Source organism: Natronohydrobacter thiooxidans (assembly GCF_001884735.1).
Taxonomy (GTDB): Bacteria; Pseudomonadota; Alphaproteobacteria; order Rhodobacterales; family Rhodobacteraceae; genus Roseinatronobacter; species Roseinatronobacter thiooxidans_A.
Genome location: NZ_MJAP01000003.1, coordinates 26,522 through 42,889 on the forward strand (window position 1 = coordinate 26,522; position 16,368 = coordinate 42,889).

Sequence of the window (16,368 nt, forward strand, 5' to 3'; positions counted from 1 at the left end):
CGTCACGAGGGCGGGCGCTGCGCCAGCACGACCCCCAGCCCCATCAGCACAATCCCCGCCACGCGGATCAGATCCAGCGGGCGCGGGCGCGCCCCGAAAAGCGCGAAATGATCAATCACGCTGATCGCGACGATCTGGCCCAGAAGGACGAACATCACCGCATTGCCCACCCCGAACCGGGGCGCCACCCATGAAATCGACAACAGGTAAAAGGCAATCAGCAACCCGGCCAGAAACAGATGCTTGGGCTGCGCCGGGATCAGCGCGAAACTGCCCCCTTGGCCGCCCAGCGCCGCCACCAGCACCGCCACCAACCCGGCGATCAGGAACATCACTGCCCCCGCCGCCGCAGCCGAGCCGATCCGCGTGCCAAGCTGCGCATTCAACGCTGCAAGCACCGGCACCCCCACCCCGGCGGCAAGCATGATCAGGGCGTATTTCAGCGTCTCGGGCGTCATCGGCAGTGTCCTTGCAATTTGCGCCACTCTAGCCGAGCCACGGGAGAGCGCCAGCCCTTGCATCGCCCCGGCCCCTCCCCGATAGTAGCCCCATGACAGGCACACTTCTTTCCCTCGGACATGGCTATAGCGCGCGGGCGCTCGAAGACCGGCTCCTGCCGCAAGGCTGGACCATCATCGGCACCACCCGCAACCCGGACAAGGCCAAAGCCATGGCCGCGCGCGGCGTCACCCCGCTCATCTGGCCGGGATCGCCCCTGCCGCTGGCGCAGGCCACCCATCTGCTGACCTCGGTCGCGCCGGGTGCGCCGGGCGCAGGCGATCCGGTGCTCGCCGCCCATGGCCATGAGGTCGCCGCTGCCACCCATCTGCAATGGGTCGGCTATCTCTCCACCGTCGGCGTCTATGGCGACCGGCAGGGCGGCTGGGTCGACGAGACCGCGACGCTCGACGCGAAAACCCCTCGCAGCGTCGCACGACGCGACGCCGAAGCCGCATGGCAGAGGCTGTGCGACCGCGCCGGGCTGCGGCTGCATATCTTCCGGCTGGCAGGCATCTACGGCCCCGGACGCGGCCCTTTCGAGAAGCTGCGCTCGGGTCGCGCGCAGATGGTGATCAAGCCGGGCCAGTATTTCTCGCGCATTCATTACGACGATATCGGACAGGCGCTGGAACTGGCGATCCGCTCGGACCAGCCCTCGCGCATCTGGAACCTCTGCGATGACGCTCCCGCCCCGCCGCAGGATGTGCTGCGCCATGCAAGCCAGTTGCTTTGCATGGACCCGCCGCCCGAAGTCTCGATCGACGAGGCCGAAATGTCCCCCATGGCGCGCAGCTTCTATGCCGACAGCAAACGCGTGCGCAATGACCGGATCAAACGCGATCTGGGGCTGAAACTGATGCACCCGGATTACCAGACCGGCCTCGCCGCGATCCTGCGCAGCGAAGGGTGATTGCCAAGCCCGCCACGCCGCGCTAGCACGCGCCCATGCCTCGCTATGCGCTACAGATCGAATATGACGGACGCCCCTTCTGCGGCTGGCAGGCGCAGGCGGGCCTGCCAGCCGTGCAGGACGCCATCGAGACCGCACTCGCGCGTCTGGAGCCCGACCTGCCCCGCATCGCCGCCGCCGGGCGCACCGATACCGGCGTGCATGCCACCGGACAGGTGGCGCATTGCGACATGGCGCGCGACTGGTCCCCCTTCCGCCTGATGGAGGCGCTCAACCACCATCTGCGCCCGCTGCCCGTGGCCGTGCGCGCCTGTGCGCTGGCAGATAGCGAATTTCACGCCCGCTTTTCGGCGCATGAGCGGCGCTATCTCTTCCGCCTGCTCACCCGCCGCGCGCCCCCCACATTTGACGCAGGCCGGGTCTGGCATATCAAACACAAGCTGGATCTCGGCGCGATGCGCGACGCGGCCGCGCATCTCATTGGCCTGCATGACTTCACCACCTTCCGCGCCAGCCAATGTCAGGCCGCCTCGCCAGTCAAGACACTGGACGCGCTGGAAATTGCACTGGTCGAGGGTCTGTCCGGCGTGGAGATCCAGTTCCGTTTGCGCGCGCGGTCCTTCCTGCACAATCAGGTGCGCAGCATCGTGGGCACGCTGGAACGGGTCGGCGCGGGTGCCTGGGCGCCTGAAGATGTGAAAACCGCGCTGGAGGCGCGCGACCGCGCCGCCTGCGGCCCGGTCAGCCCGCCCGACGGGCTCTATCTGACCGGGGTGGGCTACGCACGCGACCCTTTCGCCGGGTAAGCCGCCGCTTTATTGAGTATTTTCAGCAAGAAAATGAGAGGATCAGTCCACTTCCTCGACCACATAAAGGTCGCGGATGGACGCCCCTTTGGCGAAACTCAGCGCTTCCTGATATGCGGGCGAATTATAGCAGGCGACCGCATCTTCCACCGAAGGAAAACGCGCCACCACATTGCGCGGGCGCGCCTTGCCCTCAAGCACGACCATGCGGCCCCCGCGCGCCAGAAACACACCGCCATGCGCCGCAATCGCAGGCGTCGCGCGTTTGGCATATTCGCCATAGGCGTCAGCATCCGTGACCTCGACCGAGGCGATCCAAAGCGCGCTCATGCCTTCACTCCTTCGATTGTGCGGGTCACGGCCTGAAGCGCCGCCTCTGCCCCCGCGATATCCGCACCACCGCCCTGCGCCATGTCAGGCCGCCCGCCGCCGCCCTTGCCGCCAAGCGCTTCCACCGCCGCGCGCACCAGATCAACCGCCGAGATCCGCGCCGTCAGATCCGGCGTCACCCCCGCCGCCACCGCCGGTTTCGCGCCGGTATCGGCGATCAGCACCACCGCGCCGGAACCAAGCTTCTCCTTCATCGCATCAATCAAAGGCGGCAGATCCTTGCCCGTCACCCCGGTCATGACCCTGGCGATCAGCTTGATCCCCGCCACATCCTGCGGCGCATCCTCGGACCCGCCCCCGCCCATGGCGACCTGCCGCTTGAGCTGCGCGATCTCATTCGCCAGCGCCCGGCGCTCCTCCATCAGCGCCCTGACGCGCTCGGGCACATCCTGCGCGGGCGCTTTCAAGAGCGTGGCCAGCCCGGAAAGCCGCGCCTCCTGCGCGCGCAGATGATCGAGTGCCGCCTGCCCGGTCAGCGCCTCGATCCGCCGCACCCCTGCCGAGGACGCGCTATCGCCAAGGCAGACAAAGGCCCCGATATCGCCAGTGCGCGCGACATGGGTGCCGCCGCAGAGTTCCAGCGAATAGGTCGCCCCGTCCGGCCCCTTCTGCGACCCCGGCAGTTGGCCCATCGAGACCACCCGCACTTCCTCGCCATATTTCTCGCCAAAAAGCGCCTGCGCCCCCAACGCGCGCGCCTCATCCGGGGTCATGATCCGGGTCTCGACAGCCGTGTTCTGGCGGATAAAAGCGTTGACCTCGGCCTCGACCTGCGCCAGTTCCTGCGCGCTCAGCCCCGCACCATGGCTGAAATCAAAGCGCAGCCGGTCGGGGGCATTGAGCGAGCCCTTCTGCGCCACATGATCCCCCAAAGCCCGGCGCAGCGCCTCATGCAGAAGATGCGTCGCCGAATGGTTCGCGCGGATCGCAGAGCGCCGCTGATGCGCCACTTCCAGCTTGACCGGCTGGCCCTTGCTGATCTCGCCCTCGATCACCTTGGCGATATGGATCACTACCCCCGCGGTTCGGCGCGTATCCGTGACCTCTGCCAGCCCGGTGGCAGAACGGATCAGCCCGGTATCGCCCACCTGCCCACCGGATTCGGCATAGAACGGGGTCTGGTTGACGATGATCTGCACCTCGCCTTTGGCCGATGCGACCTCGGCGCCGTCCGCGACCAACGCCAGCACCTGCCCCTCGGCGCTTTCCATATCATAGCCCAGGAACTCGCTCGCCCCGAACCGGTCGGCCAGATCGAACCAGATCGTCGCATCCGCCGCCTCGCCCGAACCCGACCAGCTCGCTCGCGCCCGCGCCTTCTGCTCGGCCATCGCCGCGTCGAACCCCGCCGCATCGACCGCCCGGCCCCGCTCGCGCAGCGCATCCTGCGTCAGATCGAGCGGAAATCCGTAAGTGTCATAAAGCTTGAACGCCGCCGCGCCGGGCAGCTCAGCCCCCTCGGGCAGCGTCTCCAGCTCCGCATCCAACAGCTTCAGCCCGCGATCCAGCGTCTGGCGGAAGCGGGTTTCCTCGGCGCGAAGCGTCTCCGTGATCAGCGCCTGCGCATCGCGGAGTTCCTGATAATGCCCGCCCATCTGCGCCACCAGCGCCGGGACCAGCCGATACATCACCGGATCCTGCGCCCCCAGCATATGCGCATGCCGCATCGCCCGGCGCATGATCCGGCGCAGCACATAGCCGCGCCCGTCATTGCTGGGCATCACCCCGTCGGCGATCAGGAAAGAGGTCGCGCGCAGATGATCCGCAATCACGCGGTGATGGGTCTTGCCGGGGCCATCAGGGTCGGAACTCGTGGCATGCGCCGAAGCCTCGATCAGCGCGCGCATCAGATCCGTGTCGTAATTGTCATGCTTGCCCTGCAACAGCGCGCCGATCCGCTCCAACCCCATGCCGGTATCGATCGACTGGCGCGGCAGGTCGGTCAGGCTTCCATCCTCATGCTGTTCATTCTGCATGAAGACCAGATTCCAGATCTCGATGAAACGGTCGCCATCTTCTTCCGGGCTCCCCGGAGGGCCACCCCAGATCGACGGCCCGTGATCGAAGAAAATCTCGGTACAGGGACCGCAAGGCCCGGTCGGCCCCATGCGCCAGAAATTGTCATCGGTCGGGATACGGATGATCCGGTCATCGGGCAGCCCCGCCACCTTCTTCCAGATCTCGGCGGCCTCGTCATCGGTATGATAGACCGTGACCAGGAGCCGGTCCTTCGGGATATCGAAATCGCGGGTCAGCAATTCCCAGGCAAAGGGGATCGCGTCGGATTTGAAATAATCCCCGAAGCTGAAATTCCCCAGCATCTCGAAAAACGTATGGTGCCGCGCGGTATAGCCCACATTGTCCAGATCATTATGCTTGCCACCCGCGCGCACGCATTTCTGGCTGGTGGTCGCGCGGTTATAGTCGCGATGCTCCAGCCCGGTGAAGACATTCTTGAACTGCACCATGCCGGAATTGGTGAACATCAGCGTCGGATCGTTGCGCGGGACAAGGGGCGAGCTGTCAACGACCGCATGGCCCTGCCGGGCAAAATAATTCAGAAAGGTCGAGCGGATATCGTTCAGGCTGGCCATGGTCTGTCTCCGGCGCATGAGAGGCTGGCGCATGGTTTAACTTCGTGTCGGGAAGGTGTCCACACCTGTCAATGCGGGCTGTCCGGCAATGACCTCACTGGCGCGGATCGCGCCGCCCCGAGACGCCAGCCCCCAAGACCACCCAATCGCCAGAGAAGGTGAACCGTAGCGCTGCTTCATTCGCGCACGGACGCGCCATCCCTCTCATGCGGGCGACTCCCCAAATGGCAGCTTGATCACCGCATCCCCCTCGCGGATCACCCCGTCACGCGCCACCCGGCACAGGATCCCGCGCAACCGCAGCGACCGGTGCCCGGGCAGGTTGATCCACTCGCGCGCGGGCTTGCCATAGCGCGCCGCCCATTTCACACAGGCATCGTTGAAAATCTCCGAGACTTCCAGCACCGCCGAGCCGACTGCAAGCCGTTGACCGGCGGGAAAATTCGCCTCTGAAAGGTCCATATCGGTGATGAATGTATCGCCCGGATGCACGATAGTCGCGCGATCGCGCCAGACCAGATCGAGCACCCGGCGCGACAGGATAGAGACCTGTATTCCCGGATGCGGCCTGCCATCGGGCAGCCGCAGCCAAGGCCGTGTCGCCCAGCGCTCGCCGGGGATCCCCTGCGCGCGGGTCACCTTGATCTCGGGCACAAACCGGCGCTGGCCATAATCCGGGCGCAGGCACAGCATCTCCACGCGGCCTCCATCCTTCGGCGCGGCCAGCACATGCGGCAAGCCGGCATCCAGTTCAGCGCGCGAGACCTGCAATGATGTCATTATCCCTTCGCCCGTCAGCATTACCCGAGGTACAGTACGCAGTTTTGCGCATACCGCGCCCCTCGCCCGTCAGCATCACCGGGGCCGACGGATCGCAGGAACGCCCCCGGATGCGATTTCCCCGATCCAGACCCCGGTCGGAATGCAGTCTATAGCGGGTTGCATTCATTGGCATTCATGCACCCCGCTATAACTTATTGTGGTCGCATGTTTTGATGCGCAAAACCGGAGACCACTTTTGCGCAACATGCTCTAATCCTCAGTCAGCGCGTCGTCATTCTCGCTCATATGGAAATCCAGCCCATGGGCGGCGCGGATCTTGTCCTCGATCTGCAAGGCCATCTGCGGATTGTCCTTCAGGAAATTCTTCGCATTCTCGCGCCCCTGACCGATGCGCTCATCGCCATAGGAATACCAGGCGCCGGATTTTTCCACGACCCCGGCCTTCACCCCCAGATCCAGCAATTCCCCGCGTTTCGAGATCCCTTCGCCATACATGATGTCGAACTCGACCTGCTTGAAGGGCGGCGCCACCTTGTTCTTGACCACCTTCACGCGGGTCTGGTTGCCCACAATCTCCTCGCGATCCTTGATCGCCCCGATCCGGCGGATATCCAGCCGCACGGAGGCGTAGAATTTCAGCGCATTGCCGCCCGTGGTGGTCTCGGGCGAGCCGAACATGACCCCGATCTTCATGCGAATCTGGTTGATGAAGATCACCATGCAATTCGAGCGCGCAATGGAACTGGTGAGCTTGCGCATCGCCTGGCTCATCAGCCGCGCATGCACCCCTACCGAACTGTCGCCCATATCGCCCTCAAGCTCGGATTTGGGCGTCAGCGCCGCCACCGAATCGACCACGACCAGCGACACCGCGCCCGAGCGCACCAGCGTATCCACAATCTCCAGCGCCTGTTCGCCGGTATCGGGCTGCGAGATCAGCAGCTCATCCAGATCGACCCCCAGCTTGCGGGCATATTGCGGGTCCAGCGCATGTTCGGCATCGACAAAGGCGCAGACCCCGCCTTTCTTCTGTTCTTCGGCCACGACATGCAGCGTCAGCGTGGTCTTGCCCGAGGATTCAGGGCCATAAATCTCGATGATCCGCCCTTTCGGCAACCCGCCGATCCCCAGCGCGATATCCAGCCCCAGCGATCCGGTCGAGGTCGCCTCGATATCCTTGAGGACATTATCGCCCCCAAGCTTCATGATCGAGCCCTTGCCGAATTGCCGCTCGATCTGTGCCAGCGCCGAATCGAGCGCCTTCTGTTTTTCCGCCGTGCGTTTGTCGGTCATTGTCAGCAGGTCCGCCGTTGCCATTTCTCTGCCCCTTATTCCATAGCGCGCCTTGCGCGGCAATCGCAGCTTTGTTCGATGATTGTTCCATATCGCAGAAACAGGCACAAAGCGAGAACTTTCTATGCGCCCGACGACTCACTCTTGCGCGAAAATGGTTAAATTTCAGTGAGCGCGACAGATGCATCCGGCGCAAGGCGGGGTTTCGGCTTTTGCAGTGGTCATGTCAGAACCCATGACCTAGATTGGTGCCAAGGGGGGAAACACCTTGCAAGAAAGGGTTTCCAGATGGCAAGTCTGAACACGAATATCACCGGCACGAATGTGCTGTCACAACTGGGCCAGAACCTGCGGTCCTTCGGCAATGGCGTGCTGAACCTGCTGGTTCTCATCGCCGAATTCACGCCCAGATACCGCGCGATCCAGTATTACAACGCGCTCTCGGACGAAGAGCTCGCCGAAATGGGCATGACCCGCGCCGATGTGGTGCAAAAGGTCTTTGGCGCGCGCATGTATCTCTAATCCGACCTTGCCCGCGCCAGACCTGTGGCGCGGATCAGGGGGGCGGTCTGCGGGGTAAACGCGTGCAGCAGCGCGAAACATCCCGGTGGCAGATCGGCCTCCTGCACCTGCCGGGCGATCTCGGTCGCAGGCAGCGCCGCATCGGGCGGCGGGCACCAGATCAGCCCATGGCCCAGCCCGCCCCCCAGTGCTGTGCCCAGCGCATGGCCGTCCGCTGCCCCCCCGCACAGGATCAGGGGCGCCGGGGCCGGTTGCGCGCTCAGGATCGCGTCACGCATGCCATAGGGCGCCAGCCGCGCAGCCAGCCGGGCGCGCGCCGCGTCATCCGCGCCGCGCAATGCGCTCTGCGCCCGCGCGAAATCCTGCGCCTCTGCCAGCACGACCGACCCGGCGCGCAGACCATCCGCGCGCGTGACAGCCATGCGCCCGGTGCCAAAAGGCACCCGCCAGCGCCCCCCCACGAAATGCGCAAACAGCCGCTCTGAAAGATCATCCATGGCGACTGCCTAGCAGGGGCCGGGTGCCCTTGCCAAGCCGCGCGCTTTCGGCCACGACAGGGCCATGAGCAGGATGCCGGATATCCTCTGCCTCGGGGCAGCGCATTGGGACGTGATCGGGCGCAGCGCGCTGCCGGTCGCGATGGGCGATGACCTGCCCGGCGTGATCCGCACCCGCCCCGGTGGCGTGGCGCTCAACATCGCGCATGCGCTTGCCGGGCAGGGCCTGCGCCCGGCACTTCTGTCGGCCATCGGGCAAGACCCGGAAGGTGCTGCGCTGGTCGCCTGGCTGGACCGCCACGGCATCGACACGCGCTTCCTGCACCGCCCCGCGACCCTTCCGACCGACCGCTACCTCGCCATCGAGGGCCCCGCGGGGCTGGTCGCCGCCATCGCCGAATCCACCGCGCTGGAGCAGGAAGGCGCGCACATCCTCGCCGCGCTCCGGGCCCCCGCCCTGCGCGCATGGCGCGGCCCGGTCGTGCTCGACAGCGGCTTCGCGCCGGAAACTCTCGCAGATCTCGCCCGAAGCGGCATCGCACTGGCCGCCCCCCTGCGCCTGACCTCTGCCGCGCCCGCCAAGGCCCCCCGCCTGCGCCCCTTCCTGCAGAGCCGCGCCACATTCGCGCTCAACCGGCAAGAGGCCGCAACCCTGCTCGACCGCCCCCTGCCCGACAGCATGACCGCCGCCCGCGCGCTTCTCGCTGCAGGCGCCGCCCGCGCGATCATCACCGATGGCCCGCACCCGGCCACGGATGCCGATGCGGCGCAGATCCTCACCCTGCCCCCGCCCCCTGTCGCCGCAGCGCGCGTCACCGGCGCAGGTGACAGCTTCCTCGCCGCCCATCTCGCCGCAGAACTGCGCGGGCTGGACCGCCATAGCGCGCTTGCCCATGCGCTCGACGCCGCCGCCCATCACATCACCACCACTGACGCCTGAAGGAACCGCCATGCCCCCGCTGATCTATGCCCCCGAAGTGCTGGCCGCCCGCGCCGCAGGACGTCCCATCGTGGCGCTCGAATCGACGATCATCACCCATGGCATGCCCTGGCCGCAAAATCTGGACATGGCGCAAACCGTGGAAAACGACATCCGCGCGGGCGGGGCCGTGCCCGCCACCATCGCCATCATGGCGGGCCATATCCATATCGGCCTGACCGAGGACCAGTTGCGCAGCCTCGCGCAGACCGAGAACGCCATGAAACTCAGCCGCGCCGATCTCGCGGTGGCGCTGGCCAGCGGGCGCACCGGGGCCACCACCGTCGCCGCCACCATGATCTGCGCGGCGCTGGCCGGGATCGAGGTCTTTGCCACCGGCGGCATCGGCGGCGTGCATCGCGGCGCGGAAACCAGCTTCGACATTTCCGCCGATCTGCAGGAACTCGCCGCCACCCGCGTGAGTGTGGTGGCCGCAGGCGCCAAAGCCATTCTCGATCTGCCGAAAACCTTTGAGGTGCTCGAAACCCTTGGCGTGCCGGTCATCGCCTATGGTCAGGACAGCCTGCCCGCCTTCTGGTCGCGGACCAGCGATCTGCGCGCGCCCCTGCGCCTTGACACGCCCGAAGAGATCGCCGCCAGCCACCGCATGCGCGCCCGCCTTGGCCTGCCCGGCGGCCAGTTGATCGCCAACCCCATCCCGGCGAGCGACGAGATCCCCGCCGCGACCCTCGCCCCGCTGATCGCGCAGGCCATCACCGAAGCCGAGGCGCAAAACATCGCCGCAAAGGACGTCACCCCCTTCCTGCTCGCACGCCTCTTCACCCTGACCCAAGGCGCGTCGCTCAAGGCCAATCTCGCACTTGTGCGCAACAATGCCCGCCTTGCCGCCCGGATCGCCACAGCCCTTGCCGAAACCCCGCTTGCATAACCCCCGCCCCACCCCCATCTTCGCGCGGCACCAACAGGACACCGAATCACATGAGCCCCGAACCCGGTAAACGCGGTCTGATCGCCTCGCTGCGCGGCAATTTTCTCGCGGGCCTCGCAGTCATCGCGCCGGGCGTGCTGACCATCTGGCTGGTGTGGAATGTCATCACCTGGATCGACGGGCTGGTGCTGCCGATGATCCCGCGCCGCTTTCACCCGGTGGCACTCACCGGCTGGGACATTCCCGGTATCGGCGTGATCCTCTTTTTCGCCTTCACCCTGATCATGGGCTATTTCACCAAGGGCCTGATCGGGCGCACGCTGGTCCATTGGGGCGAACGCATCGTCGAGGCCATGCCGGTGGTCCGCTCGATCTATAATGCCGTGAAACAGATCGCCGACACGATTCTCGCGCGCAAGACGCCCAGCTTCAACCGCGCCTGCCTCGTGCAATATCCCCGCCCCGGCATCTGGGCGATGGCCTTCATCTCCTCCACCACCCGCGGCGAAATCGGCGACCATCTTGAAGAGAATGGCGAGATGATCTCGGTCTTCCTGCCCACGACCCCGAACCCGACCTCGGGCTTTCTGCTGTTCGTGCCGCGCCGCGATGTGATCGAGCTTGACATGACCATCGAGGATGCCGCGAAACTGGTGATCTCGGCGGGGCTGGTCTATCCGGAATCCCGCAAACCCCGCCCCGTCAGCCGAACATCGCTTCCAGATCCACAGTCGCCCGCTCGTTAAGCGCCGCCTTATGCGCCGTAAGGAAAGCCTCGCAGGCCCCCCGCCCGGCCTCTTTCAGGCTGTGCAGCAGATAGGGCGTCGGCGTCACCTTGCTCGTCACCGAAAGCGAGGTCATCATCGCATCATCCGCGACCATATGCACCAGCACATCCTTCATCACCCCGCGCTCCATCCGCCCTTCCGCGATCAGCTCCTTGACGAACTGGATCGCGCGCAATTCCCGCAGGAGTGAGGAATTGAAACTGATCTCATTGATCCGGTTCTGAATATCCTGCGGCGTCTGCGGCACATCCTCGCGCCGCAGCGGGTTGATATTCACGATCACCACATCGGCAGGCAGATGCGGCCGGTAGAGCGGAAACAGCGCCGGATTGCCGGTATAGCCGCCATCCCAGAAGGCTTCCATCTCGCCGGTCCTCGGATCCACGAATTCCACCGCCTGAAACAGCGTCGGCAGACAGGCCGAGGCCATGATCACCTCCCCCGTCACCTCATCGCCCGAAAACACCCGGATCTTGCCGCTGCGCACATTGGTCGCGGCGATATGCAACTCCGGCCCGTCCTGCGCGCAGACCGCGCCGAAATTCAGCGAGCGCACGACCGGTTCCAGCGGATTGCGATAAAGCGGGCCATAGCTATAGGGGCTGGTCACAAGTGCTGCCACATTCATCGGCGAGACCGGCATCAGGCTTTCCATCCAGGAATTGATCATCCCCACCGGCGGCAGGGCCTGCGCGATCCAGCCGGTCAGCCGCAGATCATGCACCGACCCCACCTGATGCCAGATCCGGTCCAGCAGCACCCGCGCCCCCTGCCTGCCGCCCTGCGATAGCCCGGCCTTCAGCGCCGCCCCGTTCAGCGCCCCCGCCGAAGTGCCCGAAATCGCGGCAATCTCGATATCCGTCTCCTGCAACAGCCGGTCCAGCACCCCCCAGGTAAAAGCCCCATGCGCGCCCCCGCCCTGAAGCGCCAGATTGATCCGTTTCACCATCTTCGCCCCATTTTCCAAAGGGCACGCCCTGCCCCCATTTTCTTGCCAGAAATACTCAAATATCCCGCCAATATCCCGGCGCCCCGCTCAAAGCGCGGTCCAGCCGCCATCGACCGAAATTGTCGTGCCCGTGATCTGCGCCGCCGCCTCCGAGCACAGAAACACCGCCGTGCCCCCCATCTGCTCGACGGTGGCAAACTCGCCCGAAGGCTGGCGCGACAGCATCACTTCCCGGATCACCGTCTCGCGGTCCATATTATGCGTCTTCATCTGATCGGGGATCTGCTTCTCCACAATCGGCGTCAGCACATAGCCCGGACAGATCGCATTGCAGGTCACGCCCTTGCCCGCCGCCTCCAGCGCCGTCACCTTGGTCAGCCCGACTATCCCGTGCTTGGCCGCGACATAGGCCGATTTATAGGGGCTCGCCGTCAGCCCATGGGCCGAGGCGATATTGACCACCCGCCCCCAGCCCGCCGCATACATCCCCGGCAGCGCGGCGGCGGTGGTGTGAAAGGCGGATGAAAGATTGATCGCCAAAATCGCATCCCATTTCTCGCCCGGAAATTCCTCGATCTTCGCGACATGCTGGATGCCCGCATTATTCACCAGAATATCGCAGCCCCCGGCCTGTTCGATCAGCGCCCGGCAGTCCTCGGGTTTCGACATATCCGCCGCGATATAGCGCACCCGCGCCCCGGTCTCATGCGCGATCTCTGCCGCCAGCGCGTGGTCTTCCTCCGAATCGGTAAAGGAATTGACCACCAGCTCCGCCCCGGCCCGCGCCAGTTCCCTCGCAATGCCCAGTCCAATTCCCGAATTCGAGCCGGTCACAATCGCGCGTTTGCCCGCCAGTTGCATCTTGTCACTCCTCAAACCTTGCTGCATCTGCAGGCAAGATTAGTCGCTGCACCTGCGAAGGCCAGAGCGAATTGGGCTGATCCGGGGTAACATGCTCTGGGCGCGGCACAAAAAAAACGCCCGCACAAGGCGGGCGTCAGTTATTGAGGCAGGTTTCATACAGGCAAGAAACCTATCGAGCAGTGAGTCATATATAACCCTTCCCCTCCGGCCTTCCAAGCTAAAAGTTTGAAAACCTTGGCAACGCATTGTAGCGTCCGGAGAAACCGCATCCCCAGATTACCCCGGAGAAGCTGCAATGCTGTCACTTTTGCGTCATTCTGCGACCGCAATGGCCCTGGCCACCCTTTGCGCCACGGCGCCATTCACGGTCCATGCCGAACCGCGCCACGCCATTTCTATGTATGGTGACCCCGCCCTCCCCCCAGATTTTGCGCATCTGCCGCATGTCAATCCCGATGCCCCCAAGGGCGGGCGCATCATTCAGGGCGAGGTCGGCAGCTTCGATTCGCTCAATCCCCTGATCCTGCGCGGCCGCGCTCCCTGGCAGTTGCAATATCTAGCCCATGAGGCGCTGATGGGCCGGTCCTGGAACGAACCCTTTACGCTTTATGGACTTCTGGCCGAATCGGTCGAGACGGATGAAGAACGCTCATGGGTCGAATTCACCCTGCGCGAAGAGGCCCGATTCTCCGACGGCACTCCGGTCACGGTCGAGGATGTGCTCTGGTCCTTCGAGACGCTGGGCACCATCGGCGCCCCCCGCTATCACGGTGCATGGTCCCGCGTGGAAACAGCAGAAGCGACCGGCGAGCGCTCCGTTCGCTTCACCTTCACGGAAGCTGACCGCGAATTGCCCCTCATCCTTGGCCTGCGCCCGATCCTGAAGAAAGCGCAATGGGAAGGGCTCGATTTCGCCGAATCCGGCACCTCCGTCATCCCGATCACCTCTGCGCCTTACGTCATCGACCGGTTCGAGGCGGGCCGCTATGTCTATCTCAAGCGCAACCCCGACTATTGGGGCCGCGACCTGCCCTTCATGCGCGGACAGGCTAACCTGGATGAAATCCGCATGGAATTCTTCGGCGATGGCAATGCCATGTTCGAAGCCTTCACCTCGGGTCTCCTGACCACGATGCGCGAAACCAATGCCCATAGCTGGAACACGCGCTATAATTTCTCCGCCGTGCAGAGCGGCGAGATCGTGAAATCCGAAATCCCCCACGAACGCCCCTCGGGCATTGCCGGTTTCGTGATGAACACCCGCAATCCCCTCTTCGTCGACTGGCGCGTGCGCGAGGCGATGATCACCGCCTTCAACTATGAATATGTCTGGCAGGTGATCAATGACAGCGTGGACCCGCGCATCACCTCCTATTTCGGCAATTCTTTCCTGGCGATGGAAGACGGCCCTGCCACTGGACGCGTGGCCGAATTCCTCGCCCCGTTTGAAGATGACCTGCTACCCGGCACGCTGGAAGGCTACACCCTGCCCAGCTCTGACGGTTCTGTCGCCAATCGCGCCAATATGCGCCGCGCGACCGGCCTGCTGGCCGAGGCCGGATGGGAAGCCGACAGCGCCGGCACGCTCCGCAATGGCGCGGGCGAGCCCTTCCGCTTCACGCTTCTGCTGCGTCAGGGCTCCAGCGAGATCCTGTCGATTGCCGAGATTTACACCGAAGCCCTGAAACGGCTGGGCATGGAGGTGAATGTCGCGCAGATCGATTCGGCGCAATATACCGAACGCACCAATGCCTTTGACTTCGACATGACCTATATGATCCGCGCCATGTCGCTCAGCCCCGGCATCGAGCAGCAAAGCTACTGGGGGTCCGAGGCCGCCGCTCAACCCGGGTCGCGCAACTGGATGGGTGTGGAAAGCCCCGCCATCGACGCGCTGATCGACCGGCTGCTGAACTCGACCGAAGAGGATGATTTCATCGCCGCAGCCCAGGCGCTTGACCGCGTGCTGATGGCGGGCCGCTTCGTGGTGCCCTTCTGGTTCAACGACCGCGCCCGCATCGCGCACGCACGCGAACTCCGCTTCCCCGAGACATTGCCGATCTATGGCGACTGGATCGGCTTCCAGCCCGATGTCTGGTGGTGGCAGGAATAATCCTGCCCCCTGCCACAGCCTGTTGCGCGAAAACTGGTGTCCTCTTTTGCGCGACAGGCGACTTTGACGAGCTGGAGCGGGCGAGCGACGGCACATAAGCGCACCCCGCCCGACCCTGCGGTCAGTCTTGTCCGAATATCCTCAGCGGGTATCGTCAGTCTGCGCCATTGGCGCAGCAAGAATCGCGACGGGCGCAGCCGCGCCCTTACCCCGCCACTGACGCCGCCCGCGACGGACAATCCCGCCGCACTTCGCTCGCGCGCAACCCGGTCGCCACCAGCAGGCACCGGTCCCGCGCCTCATAGTAATAGCCGCGCGCATACCACATCACCGCCCGGTCGATATCGCCATTCGACACCAGCCAGGCCCCTTTCAGATAGCGGCCCGCATATTTCAGGTTGGTCTCGGCATCCAGCAACTGCTCGGGGCTGCCCTGAAAGCCCATCTGCCGCGCCGTCTGCGGCAGGATCTGCATCAGCCCCCAATAGGGCCCGTTGCGCGCCCCCGGCCGGTAATCGCTTTCACGCTGGATCACCCGGTGCAGCAGCGCCTCGGGAATCTCATGCTTCGCCGCATATTGCCGGACCAGCGCCCGCATCTGCGGCGTCTCGCCGGGATAGAGCGCGACAGCGCTCGGCGCGCGGGTCACGTCGGGGCCGGGCGCGCCACAGGCGGCAAGTCCAAGGGCAAGGCAGGCAGGAAGCAGGAATCGTGTCATGCGGGATCACCCTCTCGCAGCAGGAAGAACGCCAATCTCGTCAAGAATGGCGTCCAGCGGATCTTTGTCGGGAATATTCTCGGCCTTCAGCCGGTCGAAACGCGCGCGCAGGCGGGCTTTCTCCTCGCCCTTGCAGTCATTCCAGGGCCGCCCCTGCAACCCCATTTCCAGCACATAATAGGCGATGAAATGCGGACGATGCCCGGCGCGCAGCAATCGGGCATAGGCGGCATCCGTGCCCAGATCGCGCAGCGCTTCGGCGCTGGGGATGCCCACTGCCACAAAGGCAGCTTCCATCGCAGGGCCAAGATTGCGGATCGAGGAAATCGGGCTGGACATGAGCTCGCGGAAGTGGCCGCCGTAACAGGCGCGTTACCCTTCCTGCTACTCGCTCAAGCCGTCTTGGCCCAGAAAATATTCCGCACGTCCTGCGCGGTGAGGGTCTGATCGGCGAAAATCAGCCCATTGCGCGGCCCCTGCCGCGCAAGCAACAGGCTCAGATCAGGCCCCAATCGGTAAAACGCACGGGCTTGTCACGCGCCACATGATTGCGCGGATGGCCGGGGCGTGCATCCGCGCTCAGGCGGGGCTGGCTGCCGGGACGATAGGGGTGGGCTTGACGCGGATGCGTCGTAGGCTCGGTAGGGCGCATCGGATCTCTCCATTCAAAAGCTGCGAACCCTAGCAGTGGGCCTGCGAATCATGGCAGAAATCGGGCGCGGAGAAGGTTTCGTTAACCCTTCTCCCCCAATTGCGGCCAGATCGCCACAGG

Annotated in this window: 18 protein-coding genes; 7 read left to right on the plus strand and 11 right to left on the minus strand. The window is 64.7% G+C overall.

The features are described 5' to 3' along the window. Positions 1-2: 2 nt before the first annotated feature. The gene (locus BG457_RS02730; protein ID WP_071795487.1) at positions 3-458 is read right to left on the minus strand and encodes a DMT family transporter; all 456 of its coding nucleotides are present in this window, start codon (positions 456-458) and stop codon (positions 3-5) included. 92 nt (positions 459-550) lie between these two features. On the opposite strand from BG457_RS02730, the gene BG457_RS02735 reads away from it, so the two are divergent. Both BG457_RS02735 and truA read left to right on the plus strand, forming a co-directional pair. After that, a complete protein-coding gene (locus BG457_RS02735) occupies positions 551-1,411 on the plus strand; it encodes an SDR family oxidoreductase (RefSeq protein ID WP_071795488.1) in 861 nt (286 codons plus the stop codon). Positions 1,412-1,446: 35 nt separating this feature from the next. Beyond that, complete coding sequence (truA, locus tag BG457_RS02740) at positions 1,447-2,217, plus strand: tRNA pseudouridine(38-40) synthase TruA (RefSeq protein ID WP_071795489.1); 771 nt, start codon at positions 1,447-1,449, stop codon at positions 2,215-2,217. Between the two features lie 42 nt (positions 2,218-2,259). On the opposite strand, the gene BG457_RS02745 is transcribed toward truA, so the two are convergent. The 4 genes from BG457_RS02745 to recA form a co-directional block, all read right to left on the minus strand. Next, the gene (locus BG457_RS02745; protein WP_071795490.1) at positions 2,260-2,547 is read right to left on the minus strand and encodes a DUF1330 domain-containing protein; all 288 of its coding nucleotides are present in this window, start codon (positions 2,545-2,547) and stop codon (positions 2,260-2,262) included. Continuing rightward, entirely contained in the window at positions 2,544-5,201 is a 2,658-nt protein-coding gene (alaS, locus tag BG457_RS02750; protein ID WP_071795491.1) for an alanine--tRNA ligase, read from the minus strand. The genes BG457_RS02745 and alaS overlap by 4 nt, the downstream gene beginning before the upstream one ends. Positions 5,202-5,405: 204 nt before the next feature. Further along, on the minus strand, positions 5,406-5,981 hold the full coding sequence (locus BG457_RS02755; protein WP_342715349.1) for an MOSC domain-containing protein: 576 nt from the start codon (positions 5,979-5,981) through the stop codon (positions 5,406-5,408). 252 nt (positions 5,982-6,233) lie between these two features. Further along, positions 6,234-7,301 carry a recombinase RecA gene (gene recA / locus BG457_RS02760; protein WP_071795492.1) on the minus strand — a complete coding sequence of 356 codons (1,068 nt, stop codon included), beginning with the start codon at positions 7,299-7,301 and terminating at the stop codon, positions 6,234-6,236. 264 nt (positions 7,302-7,565) lie between these two features. On the opposite strand from recA, the gene BG457_RS02765 reads away from it, so the two are divergent. Beyond that, positions 7,566-7,799, plus strand: coding sequence for a DUF1127 domain-containing protein (locus BG457_RS02765; protein WP_071795493.1), 234 nt, complete (start codon positions 7,566-7,568; stop codon positions 7,797-7,799). Here BG457_RS02765 and BG457_RS02770 read toward each other — a convergent pair. Beyond that, entirely contained in the window at positions 7,796-8,296 is a 501-nt protein-coding gene (locus BG457_RS02770; protein WP_071795494.1) for a hypothetical protein, read from the minus strand. The two genes, BG457_RS02765 and BG457_RS02770, sit on opposite strands and share 4 nt — an antisense overlap. Positions 8,297-8,360: 64 nt before the next feature. Here BG457_RS02770 and BG457_RS02775 point away from each other — a divergent pair, with 64 nt between their 5' ends. From BG457_RS02775 to BG457_RS02785, 3 genes are read left to right on the plus strand one after another with little or no spacing between them, the layout of a single operon-like run. Beyond that, on the plus strand, positions 8,361-9,236 hold the full coding sequence (locus BG457_RS02775; protein ID WP_071795495.1) for a PfkB family carbohydrate kinase: 876 nt from the start codon (positions 8,361-8,363) through the stop codon (positions 9,234-9,236). Between the two features lie 10 nt (positions 9,237-9,246). Then, entirely contained in the window at positions 9,247-10,164 is a 918-nt protein-coding gene (locus BG457_RS02780) for a pseudouridine-5'-phosphate glycosidase (RefSeq protein WP_071795496.1), read from the plus strand. 50 nt (positions 10,165-10,214) lie between these two features. Then, positions 10,215-10,910, plus strand: a complete 696-nt coding sequence (locus tag BG457_RS02785) for a DUF502 domain-containing protein (protein WP_071795497.1) — start codon at positions 10,215-10,217, stop codon at positions 10,908-10,910. Here the strand turns inward: BG457_RS02785 and BG457_RS02790 are convergent. Then, on the minus strand, positions 10,867-11,901 hold the full coding sequence (locus tag BG457_RS02790; RefSeq protein WP_071796012.1) for a patatin-like phospholipase family protein: 1,035 nt from the start codon (positions 11,899-11,901) through the stop codon (positions 10,867-10,869). The two genes, BG457_RS02785 and BG457_RS02790, sit on opposite strands and share 44 nt — an antisense overlap. A gap of 87 nt (positions 11,902-11,988) precedes the next feature. After that, positions 11,989-12,762 (minus strand): 3-hydroxybutyrate dehydrogenase, encoded by a 774-nt coding sequence (locus BG457_RS02795; protein ID WP_071795498.1) that lies wholly within the window; start codon positions 12,760-12,762, stop codon positions 11,989-11,991. 331 nt (positions 12,763-13,093) lie between these two features. Here BG457_RS02795 and BG457_RS02800 point away from each other — a divergent pair, with 331 nt between their 5' ends. Next, positions 13,094-14,878, plus strand: coding sequence for an extracellular solute-binding protein (locus BG457_RS02800; RefSeq protein WP_245770914.1), 1,785 nt, complete (start codon positions 13,094-13,096; stop codon positions 14,876-14,878). A 205-nt stretch (positions 14,879-15,083) separates the two neighbouring features. On the opposite strand, the gene BG457_RS02805 is transcribed toward BG457_RS02800, so the two are convergent. The 3 genes from BG457_RS02805 to BG457_RS20125 all read right to left on the minus strand — a co-directional run bounded on the left by BG457_RS02805 (position 15,084) and on the right by BG457_RS20125 (position 16,248). Further along, positions 15,084-15,596 carry a transglycosylase SLT domain-containing protein gene (locus BG457_RS02805; RefSeq protein WP_071795500.1) on the minus strand — a complete coding sequence of 171 codons (513 nt, stop codon included), beginning with the start codon at positions 15,594-15,596 and terminating at the stop codon, positions 15,084-15,086. Between the two features lie 6 nt (positions 15,597-15,602). Then, entirely contained in the window at positions 15,603-15,935 is a 333-nt protein-coding gene (locus BG457_RS02810) for a TfoX/Sxy family DNA transformation protein (RefSeq protein WP_071795501.1), read from the minus strand. Positions 15,936-16,092: 157 nt separating this feature from the next. Continuing rightward, entirely contained in the window at positions 16,093-16,248 is a 156-nt protein-coding gene (locus BG457_RS20125) for a hypothetical protein (protein ID WP_175546715.1), read from the minus strand. Positions 16,249-16,368 lie beyond the last annotated feature (120 nt).